Raw genomic sequence first — 17,432 nt, 5'->3', positions numbered from 1 at the left:
CAGGTACATATTCCACCCGTTTCAGGCAAAAGCGACATTACCTTATCAGCAGGGAGCATCGACCGCCGCAGCCACGGTCATCACCGCAGCACCCGCACAGGATTGCCACGCTCCAGCGACCAGTGCTGCTGATTGCGGTCGTGCCGCGCCGCATCAACGCCCTGCTCGGCCAGTTGCTGCAGCTTCATCGCGATCAGCGCGCGCGCCAGCCGCTTGTTGGCATGCTGGCTGCGCTCGGTCATCACTTTCACTGCAATGCCGCTCGGTAAATGCGTCGCGTGCACGGCGGAATCCGTAGTGTTCACATGCTGCCCGCCCTTGCCCGATGCGCGGCAGGCCTGAAAGCGCAGGTCGCGCTCATCCAGCGTCGCGTCATGCTCGGGCACCTCACAACGCCGGATGCCCACGAACCAGTTCTTGCGTCGGTGTCCCGGCCGGAACGGGCTCTCGAACACGCACTGCACGCTGCCCTCCCACTTGGAAAGCCACGCGGCCGCCGCGTCACCGCGCGCCTGCAGCAGCACCGACTTGTACCCACAAGCCGTGGCGTTCTCCTCCACGAGCTGCAGTTCGACGCCGTACCCGGGCGCATCGCGCAATAGGGCGCGCAGCGCCATGTCCACCGCGCGCTCGCATTCGGCCGGTCCTTGTGCGGCCGTGATCTGTACCAACATCAGCAGCATGCGGCTATCGCTCCTTTCTTGTAGGTAAGCAGCGGCCTGAGGCGCGCGACAAGGCGCACCAGCCCCGCATCCACCAACGCAGCGACAACGGAATCCACATCCTTGTAGGCCTGCGGGGCCTCTTCATAGAGCAGCTCCTTGTCGTTGCAGATCACCGTGCTGCCGAACTTCGTCTTGCGCAGCTCGTCCGACTTGAACTTGTGTGCGAGACGGCCCATGCAGTCCGTGCGTGCCCATTTACGCCCCGCGCCATGCGCAAGTGAATCCAGCGCCTCGTGGCGATCCGCAATCGGCTCCACCAGATAACTATAGTCACCGCGCGAGCCAGGAATCATCACCAGCCCCTGATCGGCGGGCGTCGCGCCCTTGCGATGCAGAAAGCCGTCCACGCCGTCGATCCGCGCGGGCAGCACATGGTTGTGGCTCACGTCGAGCAGCAGTTCGGCCTCGCCGCGGATGGCCTGCAGAATGCGCCGCGCGATCCAGATACGGTTGAGGCACGCGAAGTCCAGCGCCGCATCATGCTCGGCCAGATACTCGCGCGCCGCCCCGCAATCGGCGGACAACCCGGCATGACCGAAGCGCTCCACATGCTGGCGCAAAATCGCCCCGCCCAGTCCGCGCGAGCCGCTATGCACCAGTAGATGCACGCGCTTTCTGTCGATGCGCACATCGTCCGTGGCATACACCTCGTCGACCACTTGCAGCTCCGCAAAATGGTTGCCGCCGCCGATCGTTCCCAGGCTCTGCGCGAGCATCTCGCGCGAGGCGGGCAGGTGATCGATGCCGATGCCATCGAGCTGCCGCAGTGCGTCGTCCATCAAACCGTCCGGCAGCGGCCCATCGATGTTGCCGATCTGCTTCTCGAACTTGCTCGCCGACGCGGTGTGCGCGCGCAGATCGGTGCGCCACAGCCCCATGCCGCAGCCAATGTCTCCCCCCACCAGAGCTGGATAAAAATGATTCACGGAAAAGAACGCCGCCCCCACGGGATAGCCGCGCCCCGGATGCAGGTCCGGCAGGCCCACAGCCGCGCGGATATGCGCGAGCCGTGCCGTGGTGCGAAGTTGTTCGAGCGCGGCGTCTTCAAGCCACACACGCTCGCCGGCGAAAACGCGAACCTGCGCATCGCCTTGCTGATTTTGAAATTGGGTAGTGCCCATAGGAATGAAATCTGAACAGAAGAAATCCTTCGCGCGGCCCCATAAAAGCAAATGGGATAGGCGGCGCGAAAACATGCGTGCGTGTGTCGCGATGAACGCGAGCGGCGGGCAGTCCGGAAGGGCTCTGTCAGTCAGACCCGGGCGCGATCCAATAGGAGGTATGGACTAGCGCCCTGCGGGCTCATTCATCAATGCACAAACGTCTGCGTCTGCGGATGCAGAAAAAAAGCGTTCGGCCAGCAATGAAGATGAAGAAAGAAAAAGCTCAGGCCTGTGCGGCCACCTCGTTCACGCGGCAAACGATGCGGTCTTTTTGTTGTTCTGCAGTCTTGTTCATGATGCTGCTCCTTGCGTTTGAGGTGACGGGAAAAGAAGAAACGTCTGGTGCTTCGCGCACGAGACAAGCATCAAAGTCTAACGATGCCTATTGGCGATAGCAAGATTTACGCAGCGCCGTTCGCTGTGAACGTTGTTCCCGCGCAGCATTCGAGACACGGGCAGATCTCGGGCACCTGCAAATCGGAACGTGACAAATAACACAAAAACTATCATCATTACGAAATCGATTAATCAAATGACCGCGTAACTGCAGGAAAGAGGAATGCTGTCCACCATGATGACGGTGCTGATCACCGTGCTGCTGTGCTTACTGGCATTGGCTGTGCTGCTCAAGTACGGCCTGAAGTCCTACTTCAAGCGCCATCTGAACGGCATGGTGAAAGCTGCCGCCCATCTGAAGGCCGGGGGCACGCCGATTGCGCCGCGGATCACCATGGCGCAGGAACAGGTCGAGTTCCGCGACCCTCTGGTCAAGCAGTACATGAACGAGTTCAAGGCGCTCTCGTACCGCTCGACCGGCCGCTACGTCATCCCCGAAATGCCCTATCTGCACCTGTGGAGCGGCGCGCATCACAAGGACGGCACGCTCGCGCTGGTCATGGAATGCGGCGACCAGTTCACGAGCATCGACGTGATCCGTTTCTATGAGGACGGCAGCGTGCTGGGCGCAGGCACCAATCCGTTCTACCGGCCCGAGAACTATCCGCCACAAATGCGCTACCAGCAGTTCCCGCTAGGCGCACCTGCGCGCGACGTTGTGTCCTGGATGCGCGCGCAGCCCACGGCATCGGCCGTCATCCACGTCACGCCCAGAAACCTCAAGGCGCTCAACACCCGCTTCTACGCAGCGTGCACCGACTTCCAGCTTGCACGCCCGCTGCCGAGCTTCGACGAATACCGAGCCCACGCGCTGCAACACGCTGCGCGCCTCGGACAAAAGCCCCCCGAACTCAGCGAAGCCCAATGGCGCATGGGCTACGAAGACCATCGCACGGCACTGCTCGATTCACTCGATGGCGCGCTCAAGGACCACCTGCTTCAAAGCGGATCGATCTCGGCACGTGAATGGGATGCGGTGCAGCACGACCTCGTCTTCATCCACAGCCGCCTGATGGACGACGACATCGCTATCCGAGCCCTCTCGCGCAGTGACTGGACCACGGACGAGCCCGAGGTCGAGCGCCTGCTCAGCAAGGGCATCGCCCCCGCCAAGCTGTTCGAGGCCATTCAGGAACTGCTTCCAGCCGACCAAAGATTCAGCCTGCTCGCCACGCTCACCAAACCCGTGGTCAGCCGCATCTATGCACCTGCGGTAGAGAGCGACTCGGGAATCGAAACGCGGATTCCGTGACGCGATGGATCAAGATTCAGGCGTGAAATTCAACGCCTGCACCGCCTTCTTCCAGCTCGCTCGCTCTTGCACGATGACTGCGTTGAGCGCCTCGGGCTCGCCCCACTGCGCCTTCTGCAACTGACGCCCCATCGACGCCTGAACAGTAGGGTCAGCCAGCGCCTGCCTCAGGGTCTTGCGCAGATTCGTGACGACCGCATCGGGCGTGCCTGCGGGTGCGAAAACGGCAATCCACACACTGCGTGCATACTCGCCGAAGCCTTGCTCCTTGAAGGTCGGTACGTTAGGCACGAAGCGACTGCGCTCCTCGCCGGTCGTGCCGAGAATGCGGATCTTGCCAGCCGCTGCGAACTCAACCACGTCTTCGAGCGGCACCACCACGGCGGACACCAGGCCGCCCTGCAGATCGATCACCGACGGACCCGGCCCGCGATACGGCACATGGTTCACTTCGGCACCCGCGATGCGCGCCGTCATGCTGCCCACGAAATGCGGCATGGAACCCGCGCCGGGCGATCCGAAGTTGGCCTGTGCACGGTTCTGTTTGCACCATTCGAAGTAGCCCTTCAGATCCTTCACGCTGGCCGGGACCATCGGCCCCACGGCCAGTGCAAGGTCGAACGAGCCCAGGCTGCCGACCGTGATCAAGTCCTTGTCCGGATCGTAGGCCAACTTCTTGTAGGTGACCGGGTAGACAGTGATCGGCGAGGACACGCCCACGTAGATATTGCTGCCGTCCTTGGCAAGCGATTTCATGTAGCTCACTGCAATCATGCCGCCCGCGCCGGTCTTGTTCTCAACCATGCTGTTGACGGCGTAGCCGGGCTTGATCACTTCGGCCACTTGGCGCGCGACATTGTCGACCAGCGAGCCCGCAGGCACGCCGATGACGATGCGCGCCATGCTGATTTTTTCGTCCGTTGCAAAGGCGACCGTTGGAGCGGCCATGGATGCCACGGCGGCGGCCACGAGTGCGCCGAAATGGCGGCGATTCAGGGTGTGGTGATGCATTGTTTGTCTCCTTGTTTTATCGCTTTTTCGGATCACTGCCAGTTCAGCAGGTCCAGCAGGTTCTGCCCCATCACGCGCTCGACCTCATGATCCTTCATGAACGGCAGTTGCTCGCGGAAATGGCTCACGCATTGCGCGTAGGGATGGTGCAGCCGACTCAAATCGCTGCCCCACAGAACACGCTCCGCACCGAACGCATGGAAGACCTGCGCGAGCGGTTCTTCGAGCGAGCGAAAGGGATAGGGATCGAGCGCATAGTCGCCCACCCCCACGGCCTTCACGCGGATATTCGGAAGGCGCGCCAACTCCAGCAGCTGCGGCAGATGCTTGAACGCGACCGGCCCCACAGACGCGCGCGGCACGCCCAGATGGTCCACGACGAGTTGAAGTTTTGGATGGGCCGTGGCCACCTTGTGCGCGATCTCCAGATGCCCCGGAATCAACAGCGCCACCGGCACGCCGACCTCCTCAGCCACACCCCACAGCGGATCGAGCAGTCCATCAAGATACGGCTGCAGCCGCTCGGGCGTATTCAGCAGAAAGCGCACACCGCGCATGTGCGGTTGGCTGTGCCACTCGCGCAGGGCCTGCACCGCATCGGCGCGTGCCGGATCGAGCAAGCCCATGACGGAAAACTTCCCGGGATTTCGCGCGGCCATCTGCAACGCATATGCGTTTCCGTTCGGGTCCCAAAGCGGGGGCACGAGCACGACGCGATCAACATGCGCCGTCGCCATTTCCTGAAGCAACACGAACTCGTCGATGGGCTCGCGTCTATGGTGTCCGGTCGACTCCCCCGCCGACCATGGATGGACCTGTGCGTCCACAATTTTCATACTCAACCTTGCGGTAATAAAAAGATGACCAACCAATGCTAGTCATCACCGGATCAACAGTTGATAAGAACTCGGCGGGCAGCCATAAATAATCGCTGCACAGCATAAGGCGGCGTTCAGGCCGAGCTCAGGCCCGGCGCAGAACGGCCGCATTCTTGGCAAATGCGTCGATGAAATACTGCTGGGATTCGTTGAGCAGCTTGCCCTGCACCTTGCTGATGCCGACGGCCGGTTCTTCGCATACAAAGTCGAACGGCAGGGGCGCGAGCAAGCCGAAGTGCCGCTCGCTCAACACCTCCACCCAACTGAGCACCGTGAGCATGTCCGAGTCCGCGAGCGTGATGCGCATGGTGGACAGCGAATAGGTCTCGATCTGCGCGGGCGGCAGCGTGGTTTCGGAAAACAGATGCTCGTAAGCCAGCCGCCGTGGCGAGCCCGCCGGTGGAATGATCCAGGGGTACTGCTGCAGGTCCGCCACCGTGATCTGCGCTTTCTTGTGCAGCGGATGGCCACGCCGCGCGACGATGCAGTACGACTCGTTGTAGAGCGGCTGCTGCGCGAGTCCAAGTCCCGCGCTCTGCTTCTTGATCAGCCCGACGATGAAGTCCAGCTCCTCGCGCAGCAGCTTGTTGACGAGCTGCTCGTAGGTGCCGCTGATCACCGAGATGCGCACATCGGGATAGCGCTCGCGCGTCTCCTTCATCGCGTTCACCAGCAGCATCGACGGGTCGAGCAGCATCACGCCCAAGGTGATGCTCTTGTTGCGCGGGTAGTGAAAGCCGCGAATCGCATCGGCCAGCGCACCGATCTGCGCCTCCGCATGTTTGAGGCGCGCTGCCAGCTCATCCGCGAGCTCGGTGGTGCGAATGCCGGACGCGGTGTTGCGATAAAGCGGGCACCCGAGATTCGCCTCCAGCGTGCGCGCGGAACGCTGCAACGACGCATCGGTCACACCGAGTTTGACGGCGGCGCCGCGAAACGAGTGGCACTCGTGGATGGCGATCAGCGCCTGCACCTGTGAGCGCGTCATGCGCGCCGCTATCGCGAGCGGCGCGATCTTGCGCTCGCCCGGAAGCAGCGCCATAGTCTCTTCCAGCCACTCCAGAATCTTCTTGGTGCGGATATGTGCTGCCACGCCCACTTCCGTCAGATAGATGCCGGTCTTGTGCCGCTCGAACAGCGTTGCGCCTAGCGCCTTCTCAAGCGCCAGGATGCAGGTGGTGATCGCGGGCTGGGTGCGCAGAAGCTCTTGCGCCGCGCGCGTGACGTTCTCCAGCTTCGCGACGCAATCGAAGACTCTGAGCTGCCAGAAGTTGGGAAGGTGGTGGTTCATCATGGACGCATAGCCCGCAGTGGAAATCCATGGCCCATGATTTTCCCAAGCGACAGATTAGGGGGAGATCACCGCATTGGTGAGTTTTCCGATCCTGTCGATTGTGATCTCGCAAACGTCGCCCGGCTTCATCCAGATGGGCGGTTTACGCGAAAACCCTACACCGCTTGGCGTTCCCGTGGCCAAAATGTCCCCGGGCTGAAGCGGCGCCACGGTCGATGCGTACTCGATGAACGCGGCGATCTTGTGCAACATGAGATCCGTCAGATCCGACTGCAGCACCTCGCCATTCAGGCGGGTCTCGATGCGCAGCTGGTAGGGATCACCCACCTCGTCCGCCGTCACAATCCACGGGCCGATGGAGCCGCTGCGGTAGAAGTTCTTGCCGGGAGTGATCTGCCGCGTGTGGAACTGCCAGTCGCGCACGCTCCCATCGTTCAGGATGGTGTAGCCCATGACATAGTCGAACGCGTTTTCCGCAGCAATGCGGTGGCCCGGCTTGCCGATCACCACGGCCAGCTCGCCCTCGTAGTCGAACTGCTCGCTCACCCCGGGATGCCACAGCGCCTCGCCCTCGGCCACGAAGCTGTCGTTGAAGCGCGCGAACATCGCGGGCTTCTTGGGCAGGTCCTGTACGCGTCCCGCAGATTCGACCTCCTTGTGGTGCTCCAGATAGTTCACCGCGAGGCACCAGATGTGCTCCGGATTGGTAATGGGCTTGAGCAGCTTCACGTCGGCCAGACGCAGGCTTGGGGAGTATTGGGCAACGTCGCCGATCTGGTCGATCCCCGCCGCGATCAGATCGCGCAGCGTGGGATAGCTGTCCGCAAAGAACGAACCCAGGTCCACCACCTGCGAGTCGCCCACCACCGCGCCATAGCTCGCACGGCCCGTATGTTCAAAGCTGATGAGTTTCATGGAATGAATGCTTTCGTGAAAGGTTAGATCAGCGCAGCGTATGAGCCACCATCGAGCTGCAGGTTCTGTCCGGAGATGAAGCCGGCCTGCACGCTGCACAGGTAGGCACAGGCGTCGCCGAACTCCTCGGGCCTGCCGAGGCGCTTGGCCGCAATCGTGTTGGCGATGCGCTTGCGAGCCTCTTCCACCGTGATGTTTTCGCGCGTGGACATGCGCTCGGCCATGAAGCGTTGGCGGTCGGTGTCGAAGCGCTCGGGCAGCATGTTGTTGATGGTGACGTTGTCGATCACCGAGTCCTTCTGCACCGACTTCGAAAGCGCGGTGAGTCCCGCGCGAACCGCCGCCGACAAACCCATCGTCGCGCTCGGCGACTTCACCATCGCCGAGGTGATGTTGATGATGCGACCGAATTGGCGTGCGCGCATGCCAGGCACATAGGCCTTGATCAGCATGATGGGCGCGAGCATGTTGCCCTCGACCGCTTCACGCCAGTCGTCGTCGGACCAATCGGCGATTTTTCCGGGCTCGGGACCGGCGTTGTTGTTGACCAGAATGTCCGCATCGGGGCAGGCGGCCAGCAGCGCGGCGCGACCGGATTCCTGTGTGATGTCTGCCACGACGATGTGCGGGCGGTTGCTTGTCTGCGCCTCGATCTGCGCGGCCGCCTCGACCAGCTTGGCCTCGGTGCGGCCGTTGATCCATACCTCGCAACCTTCGCGCGTCAGCGACGTGGCGCAGGCCAGTCCCAGCCCTTGCGAAGACGCACAGACGAGCGCCTTCCGGCCCTTGATTCCCAGGTCCATTTCGTTTCTCCTGAAATTGAAATTGCTTACGCCAGCGCGGCTACTGCGGCCAAATGGCTCTTGAGTCGCGGATACACGCGCAGCACGTTGTCCTTGAACACGGCCTCGCGCTGTGCGGGCGACAGGTGTGGCGTGCCGTCGATGTAGCGCCGCGTGTCGTCGTAGTTGTGGCCGGTCTCGGGATCGATGCCCTTGACCGCGCCGACCATCTCCGAGCCGAACAGAATGTTCTCGGTGGGCACTACTTTGGCGAGCACATCGATCCCCGCCTGGTGGTACACGCAGGTGTCGAAATAAACGTTCTTGAGAATGCCGTCAATCAGCTTCTTGAGGCCCATGTCCTGCGCGAGACCACGGTAGCGGCCCCAGTGGTAGGGCACTGCGCCGCCGCCGTGCGGGATCACGAAACGCAGCGTCGGAAAATCCTCAAACAGCTGCGGAGCCAGCAGAAACTGCATGAACGCCGAGGTGTCGCCGTTCAGATAATGCGCGCCCACATGGTGGTGGCAGGGGTTGCACGAACTGCTCACATGCACCATGGCGGGCACGTCCAGCTCCACCATTTTTTCGTAGAGCGGGTAGTAGGCCTTGTCGGTGAGCGGGGGCACCTGCCAGAAGCCGCCCGAGGGATCGGGGTTGAGGTTGCACGCAACAAAGCCCAGCTCCGTCACACAGCGCTCCAGCTCCTTCACGCTGGCCGCTATGCCGAAGTCCGCAGCGCTCGCGGATTGCGGCAGTTGGCACACGCCCACAAAGTTCTGCGGAAAAAGCCCGCAGACACGGTGGATCAGATTGTTGGCCACTTCGGACCATTCCACGCTCTGCTCGGGCGTGCCGAGATGGTGGCCCATCTGCCCCGCGATTGGCGAAAACAGCGTGAGGTCCAGCCCGCGCTCGCGTTGAAATTGAATCTGCTTTCCTTCCAGCCCCGCGCGCAGTTCGTCGTCGGAGATAACGAGCGGCTCGCCCAGCACGCCCGCGCCTTCCAGCTGCTTCTTGCGCCACGCGTGCATGGCAGGGGGAACGGTCGTGAAGTGACCGTGGCAATCGATGATCATGTGTTCTGTCTCCTGCGGATGCCCGCTTACCGCGCCGCGCCTGAAAGAATCGGGGATGCCTGCTTTACGAAGCGTTCTGGCGGTGCCTCGCCGCTGTCATGCACCATGCCCGAGCCGATCTTGATTTCATTGAAGCTGCTGTGCACGTTCATCTTCTCGGTCGATGACCAGTGCTCGTGCATCACGTTGAACGGCGACATCCAGTAGTCGAAAATCTGGCTGCCGAGCGCATGGCGGCCGATGCCGCGCACATGGTCGTAGTTCAGTTCGTGCAGGTGATCGCCGCCAGTGAAGATCTCGTCGACGCGCTCCACTTCAAACGAGGCATGGTGCAGGCCGTTCTTCTCACCACGGAAGATGAACAGCACATGGTGGTAGACCGGATCCTCACCGCAGTCGGTGCGCAGGAAACGGCCCAGCGTGTTGCCGGGCTCGCCCACGTACAGCTCGTCAGTCGGCAGAAAGCCGAAGTTCTCTTGATACCAGGCGATGGTCTCGCTCATGCGTGTGGTCATGTAGGCCGTGTGCACCAGCTTCTCGATGCGCGACGGGCCCCGGTCCTTGCTGATGCCGTCGCTGCCGCGCAGGGCGTTGCGACGTGGCAGCTCATCCACCGTGTCGCGGTCCTGCACCAGCTCCACGTGCAGACCGTTCGGGTCGTGCAGCACCAGACGCTTGCCACCGCCGGGCTCATCGATGGGCTCGACCTTGGCACCAAAGCGTTGTTCGAGCGATTCGATGGGCACATCCGGGTTCACGTGGTAGCCCACGGCGATCACACCGCTCTCGCCCAGTTCGGTCACATGAATGAATGGCGCATCAGAGATGCCGCGCATATACAAACGCTTGTCGTCGCGCAGCACCCGCACCAGACCGAAGTGCTGCAGAAACTGCTCCTGCACATCGAGGTCCGGCGCGCCGAGGCGCACATACGCCACTGAAGATACGATTCCTGGCATCTGACTAGTCTCCTTGATTCTTTTCCAAAATGGCACGCACGTCGCCGTACAACTCTTCGGGTGCGTAGCGCTTCTTGATCATCTGCTGGTCGTAGGCGTAGTCGATCACCTTGCGCAGCGAGAGATTGAGCGCGTCGAAGCCGAACGGCTGCAGATCGCGACTCGATGGTGCAGGCATTTCACCCGCCTGTGCGCGACTTTCGATGAGCATGCGATAAGTTTCCATAACCGCCTCGGGGTGAGACTTCGCCAGCGCCTCCTTCACCACCACCACATGGTTGATCGGAACCACGCTCGTGCGCGCGCTCCAGGCCTTGGCCGCATCCTGTGGCGCGTCGATGACGTGGCGCAGCTTGTCCTTGTTCTCGATGGCGCCACCGGCGATGATGGCGTCCACCTGACCCGCGAGCAGCGCCTCTTCGAGGCTCAACGCCTTGTCCATGCTGCGCACCCATTCGGGATCCTTGTACTCGGCCACATGCGCGCCCTGCTGGCTCCACCACTCCACATCGGCGCTCTTCACGCCGTACTCGTCATGCAGAATGCCGCGCACCCAGGTGGGAGTAGTCTGCGAATACGAACGCATCGCCACGCGCTTGCCCTTGAGCTCTTCGGGGCCGAACGCATCGTCGGCACGCGCGTAGATGCTCTTGTGGTGAAAAGCCCCATTCATCACGAAGGGCAGCAGCAGGTAGCGATGGCCCGCGTCGAACGCGAGCAGATAGGTGACCACCGCCAGCTCGGCCACATCGAACTGGTGACCGCGCACCACGTCCTTGAACGCGGTCTGTGCGGTGTCCACCGGCGCGATGTCGAGCTGCACGATGTCGGACTTCATCTGCCCCGCCTTGAGCGGTGCGGTCTTGGGATAGGTCCCGAACATCGCCTTGAGTTGGATTTTTTCGTTCTGCATGATGCTTCTTCTTGTGCTCACTTCCATTGCGCCAACGGGCCCATTGCGGGCTTGCGCGAATCGATGAAGATGTCCTCCGCGCGCACCTCCTTGCCCACCAGCCCTTGCTGATGCGCATAGCGGATCAGCGCTTGCAGCGAGATGCGGTTCTCCTCAAAGCCGTACGGCAGCGGATCGCCCATGTACTGGCGCAGCTTGCGGTAGCGCTTGTCATCACCGCTCGGCTCCGCGACCGCATCGAGCGACTGCAGATAGGCGTCCTTCGACCGAACGAATTGCTCATACAGGGCCAGCCCGATGCCGGGATGGCGCGCCAGCACCTCGTTCTTCACGACGATCACGCCGTGGATCGGGTAGACGCCGGTGCGCTCGAACCAGCGGCGCTCGACCGCGCCCGCATCGGCCACAAGTTCCTCCATCTCTACCTGCGCGTCGCCCGCTCCGGCCAGGCCATCGAACGCCACGTCGATCTCGCCCGCATTGATCGCATCGGCAATCTTGCGACCCTCGGGCAGGCGCTGGACGTTCGCGGGCAGCACCATGTCTTCGAGGTTCTCCGCCTCTTCCGTCACCCACTGCACCTTGTTGGCATCAAGCCCGTAGTCGTCGGCAAACACACCGCGCGTCCACACAGCGGCCGTCACCGAATAGTTGCGCACGCCGACCTTGCGGCCTTCAAGCTGCTTGGGACTATCGATCACGATGCCCTTGCGCTTCTTGATGCCCGAGTGGCGAAAGCGCCGCGTCATCGGAATCGGCAGCGCGGTGATCTGCGCGCCGCGCGCAAGCGCCATGAGGTACATGGTGGGCGCCATCTCGCAGATGTCGTAGGGCTGCGTGCGTGCCATGTCGCGATACGCGTCGGGCATGCGCTTGACGTCCACAAAATCGAGGGCCACACCCGGCAAGATATCAGCGAGCTGGCGCACGCCCGCGAGCTGCGCGTGCTTGCCGAGCACCGTCTTGAGTCGCTCCGTCATCACTGCCCCTTGCTTTTGAGCACGTTGCGGCCGGCATCCAGCGCCGAAAAATCGCGGCGCGGGTAGCTCATCAGAAAGCGGAAGCCCTGATCGATGATGCTCTGCGCGTTCTGCTTGGTCATGTGCGGATGGCCCACCGGCACGTTGAACGCCTTGCCCACTTCAAGCACATGCGCCATGTGGCGCAGCAGCTCGGGGTTCTCGTAGTCGCGCGGGCAGCCCAGCTCCTGCGTGAGATCGCCCTCGCCGATCAGCAGCACACCGATGCCCTCGACCTCCTTGAGCATCGTCTCGATGTTGTTGACGCCCTGCACATCCTCAATCATCAGCGCGACCAGAATCTCGCCCTCGGGCACCAGCGGCCACACGTCGGCGCGCTTGTAGTACTCCTGCTGCGACAAGCCCCAGTAGCGCGCGGCGGCCATCGGCGCGTCGCCTCGCAGACCGGCGGGCTCGTAGTGATCGCGGCTTGGCAGGCGCGGATAGCGACAGGCCGCCACGGCGTTGTAGGCCTCGGCGCTGTTGCTGATGCGCGGCCAGACGATGCCGTAGGCGCCCAGGTCCAGCGCCTGCTTGGCGAACCACTGGTTCATCTCGCTGCCGCTCGCCGGGATGCGCACCATCGGCGTCATCGGATTGGCGAGCGAGCCCATCTTCACGATCTGCTCGCGCTGCAGCAGAAATTGCATGGCGTTGCGCAGCGCCGTGATGTCCCATGGGTTGTGCTCGAGTTCGAACACCAGCCCGTCGTTGCTCGACTGCCCGAAATTGACCGCGTTTTCGATCTCTGCCTGCACGAACGATGTGAATGCGATGCCCGGATCCGACTCCAGCGCGCGAATAATGCCATTGAGGCGCATAGTTGTTACTCCACTCGAATCCGGATAATCAAATCATCGCCACGCAAAATGCATCACCAGCATTTTCTGGCAACTGCTTTTCAAACCAGTTGTTCGCGCCATCAAAGGTATAGAAAACCTGCCCGCCACGCGTCACCGAAATCACGCTATTGCCATCTTTGATATGGGCACTGATGCCCATGATGGTGCTTTGCGGATTCACCTGCGAATCGGCGCGACGCCAGTTTTTTCCCAGATCGTCACTGGTATAGACCGCGCCCGCCTCGCTGCGCGAAGAAATGCTGAAGCAGGCATACAGTTTTTCCGGATTCCCGGCCACCACACGCAGATCCCGGCAATAGCTGAAAGGCGCAAACTTGCGCACCTGCAAATCCTCGAACGATTGCCCACGATCATTGCTTTCAAACACCCCCATGCGGCAGAGGTAGTAAAGCGCATCAGGCTTGGCCGGAGAAGTGGTAATGGCATGGGCATCGAACATGCCTTCGGCCTCGTCATCCGTCTCGATCTTGCTCTTGAGCGCCGGGTCCTTGGCCAGTTCCACGAGAGCGCCCGTGCGGGCGTTCCAAGTCTTGCCGCCGTCTTCGCTGAGCATGAAACCGTTGATTTCGGCAATGCCGTAGAGCACTTGGTCGTTGGTCGGGTGGAATGCCAAACGCATCACACGCGATGCGCCAAAGCGGATATTGAAACGCTCTGGGTGATTCACCTCACAGGCGAACCAGGTTTCACCGCCGTCCCGGCTTTCAAATACTCCAATGGGAGCCGTACCCGCAAACAGGTGATTCGCATCGCGTGGATCAAACTCAATCGACCAGAATTGAATGCCTTGAGGGGAAAACATGCTGCGCCAAGAAACCCCCTTATCCTTTGATTGATAAATGCCTTTTCTCGTGGCAGCGATAATAATATTCCCATCGACTGGATGCTGCACAATCGCCTGAACTGCCGCATTATCCGGAATATCACTCACCTTAGCCCATTCCTTGCCATGCTCCATTCTGTAGAGCGAGCCAATGGCATTTTCCCGGGTGACCGCCGTTCCTGCAAAAAGCACCTTGTCCATTCATATCTCCTGAATTTGATGAATCAATTCTAGGAACGGACGATTTCAGCGGCCAATCAATTCAAACTGTCATTCATAAATTTTTGCTGAACACGTATCGCACGTGTTCGGGCCATGAAAAAAGGGACCCGCAGGTCCCCCAAAAGCACTCGCACTTCCCTCTGTTTTCTCTGTTTTCAGCGCTCGAACAATCGCCCCGCATGCGGCACGTTGTCGCCCCGGCCCACCTGCCGGAGCACGTCCCACAGCACGGCCTGATTGCTTGTCACCACTGGCACGCCGAGCTGGTCCTCCAGTTCCTCCACCGCCTCGAATGCCCGCACATTGGCACACGACAGCAGGATCGCGTCCATACCGGGTACGGCGTATTGCAGTGCGTGTTCGACCAGTTGCGCAGGCTGCATCAGCGCAGCCTGACGTGCATCGACGAAATTGAGTCCCACCGACTGCAGGATCTCGAAGCCATCCGCCTCGAGAGATGCCCGCTCGTCGTTCGAGAACTTGTCCGCAAACGGGCAGACATGCACGATATTCTTCGCACCCACCGCCTTGAGCGCACGCTTGATCGCGACCATGGTGTTCGATGACTTGGTGCCCAGCTCCTTTTCCATGCGCTCGGCCAGCGCCCAATCACCCTGCATGCCGTTCGACACGCTTGCGCCCGTGCAGTTGAAGGTGATCACATCCGCGCCCAGATCTTTCAGATACCCAGCCTCGTCGATGGACTCCAGATGCGCGCGCAGCAGGCTGTCGCGGGTGACCACGCCGCCCTCCTTGCGCAGGCGGATGCGGTGCAGGTGATAGGCCACGTCCTCGGGGCAGTAGCGGCGAAAGTCGTCCTCGCCGATGGTGTTGAGCGACGGCACGATCATGCCGATGCGCAGCTTCTTGCTTGTCACTGGGTTGCTTGCTTGCATGTGGGTCTTATTCACTTCTTCAACCGTTCACTTCTGCTTGGCCGCGCCGGTTTCCTGAATGATCTTTCCATAGCGCTGGATGTCGGTGGTGATCAGTTTGCGGAATTCCTCAGGCGTGCTGTAGTAACGCTCGTTCTTCTGCAACTCGAAGAACTTTTCCGATTCGGGATCGTCCAGGATCACCTTGAGCTCGCGGTTCAGGCGCTCGACGATGGGCGCGGGCGTGTGTGCTGGCGCCAGAATGCCCATCCAATTCACCACCTCGAAGCCCGGCAGATTCGCCGCCTCGGCAATCGTCGGAATGCCCGGCGCCATGGTGCTCGGCTTGGCCGTGGAGATCGCCAGCATCTTGAGGCGTCCCGTCTTGGCGAAGGTGTCGGACGAGGCATAGCCGCTCGAGACCATGTCGATCTCACCCGCCACCGCCGCCTGCACCGAGGCCGGCGTGCCCGCGTACGGAATGAAGCGCACCGGCAACCCCGCTTCCTTCACGAACATCGCCATCCCGAGGTACATGGTGGTCGAGCCGCTGATCGCGCCATAGGTCAGCTTGTCCGGGTTGGCCTTGGCGTAGGCCATCATTTCGGGCAGTGTATTGAACGGCGCGTCGGCGCGCGCCGCGATACCGTTGGGTGCTGTGGCCACAGCGCCGACGGGCGTGAAATCCTTGACCGCATCGAACGGCAGGTTGGGATAAAACCCCGGGTTGATGGCATGCGCCACACTGGTGAACAGCAGCGTCTGCCCATCCGCCTTGGCGCGCGCCACCGCCCCCGTGCCGATGGCTGCGCCCGCGCCGGGTTTGTTCTCAACGATCACCGGCTGGCCCAGCCGACCTTCAAGCCGCTTGCTGATGTAGCGCGCCATCAGGTCCACACCGCCGCCGGGTGCAAACGGCACCACGAGGCTCACGGGACGGGTGGGATACGCAGCCCCGTCGGCACTCATTGCGCTGGTGCCGGACAACGCTGCGCCCACGGCCATGGCACCTGCGAGTGCCGCCTTCTTCAAATTCAACATGCTTTGGTCTCCACTGGTGACGCCCGCCATCCAAGATGGCGTCGCCACCGCGCACTCACTCAGAAATAGTGCTTCATGCCCACCGTGATCGAGCGGGTGTCGTTCTTGTAGATGGCAGGATTGCCATCGCTGCCCTTCAGGTCGGTCACGAAATCGGCGTACAGCGAGGTGCGTTTGGACAGCGCGTACTGCGTGCCGAGGTTCACCACGAACGCGTCCGTGCCGTTGACGATGCCGTAGGCGCCGGTGCCGTTGGTGCGGTGCTGGCCGAATTTCAAATAGGGCTCGAACGCGCCGACGCGGTAGGCGCTGGTCAGCGCCCAGGATTTGGCAGTCGTCCATTTGGCGGCGGTGCCGGATGCGGTTTCGTACTGGTAGATCGCACCGACGCGCAGCGCGCCGAACTTGTAGGTGCCTCCCAGGCTGGTCAACGCGCCCTTGGCATTCCACAGCGGATCGGGGCGCACTTGCGCATATCCGACGCCGACAAAAAGATTCTGATCCTGATAGGTCAGCGTCGCATCCACATGGTCGCCCGAACCATTTTTCGGATTTTTACCCTGCTCGCCCATCGAATACATGAGCTTGGCCTGAAAACCCGACAACCGCGAGCTCACATATTGCACGGCATTATTCTTGCGGTTTGATTCCGCACTGCCCGCCGTGCCATTTCCGCCGGACACCACGGAAATGCCTTCATTATTGTTTCCGCCGCGCCCCGGGCTTCCGGAAATCCAGCGCCCCACTGTCGCCAGATCGCCGTTGTACATGATGCCGGTTCCATTGAAACCGCTGCCGCACCAGTGCAGATCAACCTGGCACAGCAGATTGGCGGAGCCCGTGAGATACCGCCCGAATCGCACCTCGCCCCACTGCCTTCCGGAGAGCCCGAGCCACGCATTGCGGTTGAAGAAGCCGAACCGGCTGGTATCACCCGTATCCACGGTAGGTGCCAGTTCCAACATGAAATTGGCCTTGTTCCCATCGCCCAGATCTTCCGAACCCGAAATGATCATGCGCGAGGTTTCAAATGCGCCACTCTGCAGACGATTCACCGTATTGCCATTGGCGCTCTTGTAATTCTGAATACCTGCATCCATCACGCCGGAAATTTTCAATTCCGATTGCGCCTGCGCAGAAAACCCCACCACCCCGAGAAAACCCAAAGCCGCCCATTGATATTTCAATCGCATATTTGTCCCCGTAAATATTATTCATTCCC

General features: G+C 61.4%; 17 protein-coding genes. 1 reads left to right on the top strand and 16 read right to left on the bottom strand.

Annotated features, from left to right (window positions below):
- Positions 1–80: 80 nt before the first annotated feature.
- Together prfH and G7047_RS26580 are read right to left on the bottom strand one after the other, a co-directional pair.
- Entirely contained in the window at positions 81–683 is a 603-nt protein-coding gene (gene prfH / locus G7047_RS26585; protein WP_240939279.1) for a peptide chain release factor H, read from the bottom strand.
- Positions 674–1,846: an RNA ligase RtcB family protein gene (locus G7047_RS26580; protein ID WP_166311315.1), complete on the bottom strand. Its 1,173-nt coding sequence runs from the start codon at positions 1,844–1,846 to the stop codon at positions 674–676. Before G7047_RS26580 ends, prfH begins: the two co-directional genes overlap by 10 nt.
- Before the next feature lie 601 nt (positions 1,847–2,447).
- Between G7047_RS26580 and G7047_RS26575 the strand changes: the two genes are divergently transcribed.
- Positions 2,448–3,536, top strand: coding sequence for a hypothetical protein (locus tag G7047_RS26575; RefSeq protein ID WP_166311314.1), 1,089 nt, complete (start codon positions 2,448–2,450; stop codon positions 3,534–3,536).
- A 9-nt stretch (positions 3,537–3,545) separates the two neighbouring features.
- On the opposite strand, the gene G7047_RS26570 is transcribed toward G7047_RS26575, so the two are convergent.
- The 14 genes from G7047_RS26570 to G7047_RS26505 form a co-directional block, all read right to left on the bottom strand.
- Positions 3,546–4,547: a tripartite tricarboxylate transporter substrate-binding protein gene (locus G7047_RS26570; RefSeq protein ID WP_166311313.1), complete on the bottom strand. Its 1,002-nt coding sequence runs from the start codon at positions 4,545–4,547 to the stop codon at positions 3,546–3,548.
- A gap of 32 nt (positions 4,548–4,579) precedes the next feature.
- Positions 4,580–5,383, bottom strand: a complete 804-nt coding sequence (locus G7047_RS26565; protein ID WP_166311312.1) for an amidohydrolase — start codon at positions 5,381–5,383, stop codon at positions 4,580–4,582.
- Between the two features lie 127 nt (positions 5,384–5,510).
- Positions 5,511–6,719 carry a LysR family transcriptional regulator gene (locus tag G7047_RS26560; RefSeq protein ID WP_166311311.1) on the bottom strand — a complete coding sequence of 403 codons (1,209 nt, stop codon included), beginning with the start codon at positions 6,717–6,719 and terminating at the stop codon, positions 5,511–5,513.
- A 54-nt stretch (positions 6,720–6,773) separates the two neighbouring features.
- A complete protein-coding gene (locus G7047_RS26555; protein ID WP_166311310.1) occupies positions 6,774–7,634 on the bottom strand; it encodes a fumarylacetoacetate hydrolase family protein in 861 nt (286 codons plus the stop codon).
- Positions 7,635–7,657: 23 nt separating this feature from the next.
- Positions 7,658–8,437, bottom strand: coding sequence for an SDR family oxidoreductase (locus G7047_RS26550; protein ID WP_166311309.1), 780 nt, complete (start codon positions 8,435–8,437; stop codon positions 7,658–7,660).
- A gap of 26 nt (positions 8,438–8,463) precedes the next feature.
- On the bottom strand, positions 8,464–9,495 hold the full coding sequence (locus tag G7047_RS26545; RefSeq protein WP_166311308.1) for an amidohydrolase family protein: 1,032 nt from the start codon (positions 9,493–9,495) through the stop codon (positions 8,464–8,466).
- Positions 9,496–9,521: 26 nt separating this feature from the next.
- Positions 9,522–10,454 carry a VOC family protein gene (locus tag G7047_RS26540; protein ID WP_166311307.1) on the bottom strand — a complete coding sequence of 311 codons (933 nt, stop codon included), beginning with the start codon at positions 10,452–10,454 and terminating at the stop codon, positions 9,522–9,524.
- Between the two features lie 4 nt (positions 10,455–10,458).
- Positions 10,459–11,367 (bottom strand): hypothetical protein, encoded by a 909-nt coding sequence (locus G7047_RS26535; protein ID WP_166311306.1) that lies wholly within the window; start codon positions 11,365–11,367, stop codon positions 10,459–10,461.
- A gap of 17 nt (positions 11,368–11,384) precedes the next feature.
- Positions 11,385–12,347: an ABC transporter substrate-binding protein gene (locus G7047_RS26530; RefSeq protein ID WP_166311305.1), complete on the bottom strand. Its 963-nt coding sequence runs from the start codon at positions 12,345–12,347 to the stop codon at positions 11,385–11,387.
- Positions 12,347–13,207, bottom strand: coding sequence for an HpcH/HpaI aldolase/citrate lyase family protein (locus G7047_RS26525; RefSeq protein ID WP_166311304.1), 861 nt, complete (start codon positions 13,205–13,207; stop codon positions 12,347–12,349). The genes G7047_RS26530 and G7047_RS26525 overlap by 1 nt, the downstream gene beginning before the upstream one ends.
- 28 nt (positions 13,208–13,235) lie before the next feature.
- Positions 13,236–14,273: a hypothetical protein gene (locus G7047_RS26520; protein WP_166311303.1), complete on the bottom strand. Its 1,038-nt coding sequence runs from the start codon at positions 14,271–14,273 to the stop codon at positions 13,236–13,238.
- Positions 14,274–14,449: 176 nt separating this feature from the next.
- A complete protein-coding gene (locus G7047_RS26515) occupies positions 14,450–15,190 on the bottom strand; it encodes a hypothetical protein (RefSeq protein ID WP_166311302.1) in 741 nt (246 codons plus the stop codon).
- 27 nt (positions 15,191–15,217) lie between these two features.
- Positions 15,218–16,210 (bottom strand): tripartite tricarboxylate transporter substrate binding protein, encoded by a 993-nt coding sequence (locus G7047_RS26510; protein ID WP_166311301.1) that lies wholly within the window; start codon positions 16,208–16,210, stop codon positions 15,218–15,220.
- Between the two features lie 59 nt (positions 16,211–16,269).
- Positions 16,270–17,403 carry a porin gene (locus tag G7047_RS26505; protein WP_166311300.1) on the bottom strand — a complete coding sequence of 378 codons (1,134 nt, stop codon included), beginning with the start codon at positions 17,401–17,403 and terminating at the stop codon, positions 16,270–16,272.
- Positions 17,404–17,432 lie beyond the last annotated feature (29 nt).

Origin of the sequence: Diaphorobacter sp. HDW4A, assembly GCF_011305995.1 — a bacterium.
Classification (GTDB): Bacteria; Pseudomonadota; Gammaproteobacteria; order Burkholderiales; family Burkholderiaceae_C; genus Diaphorobacter_A.
This window is presented reverse-complemented; position numbering and strand designations above follow the sequence as displayed.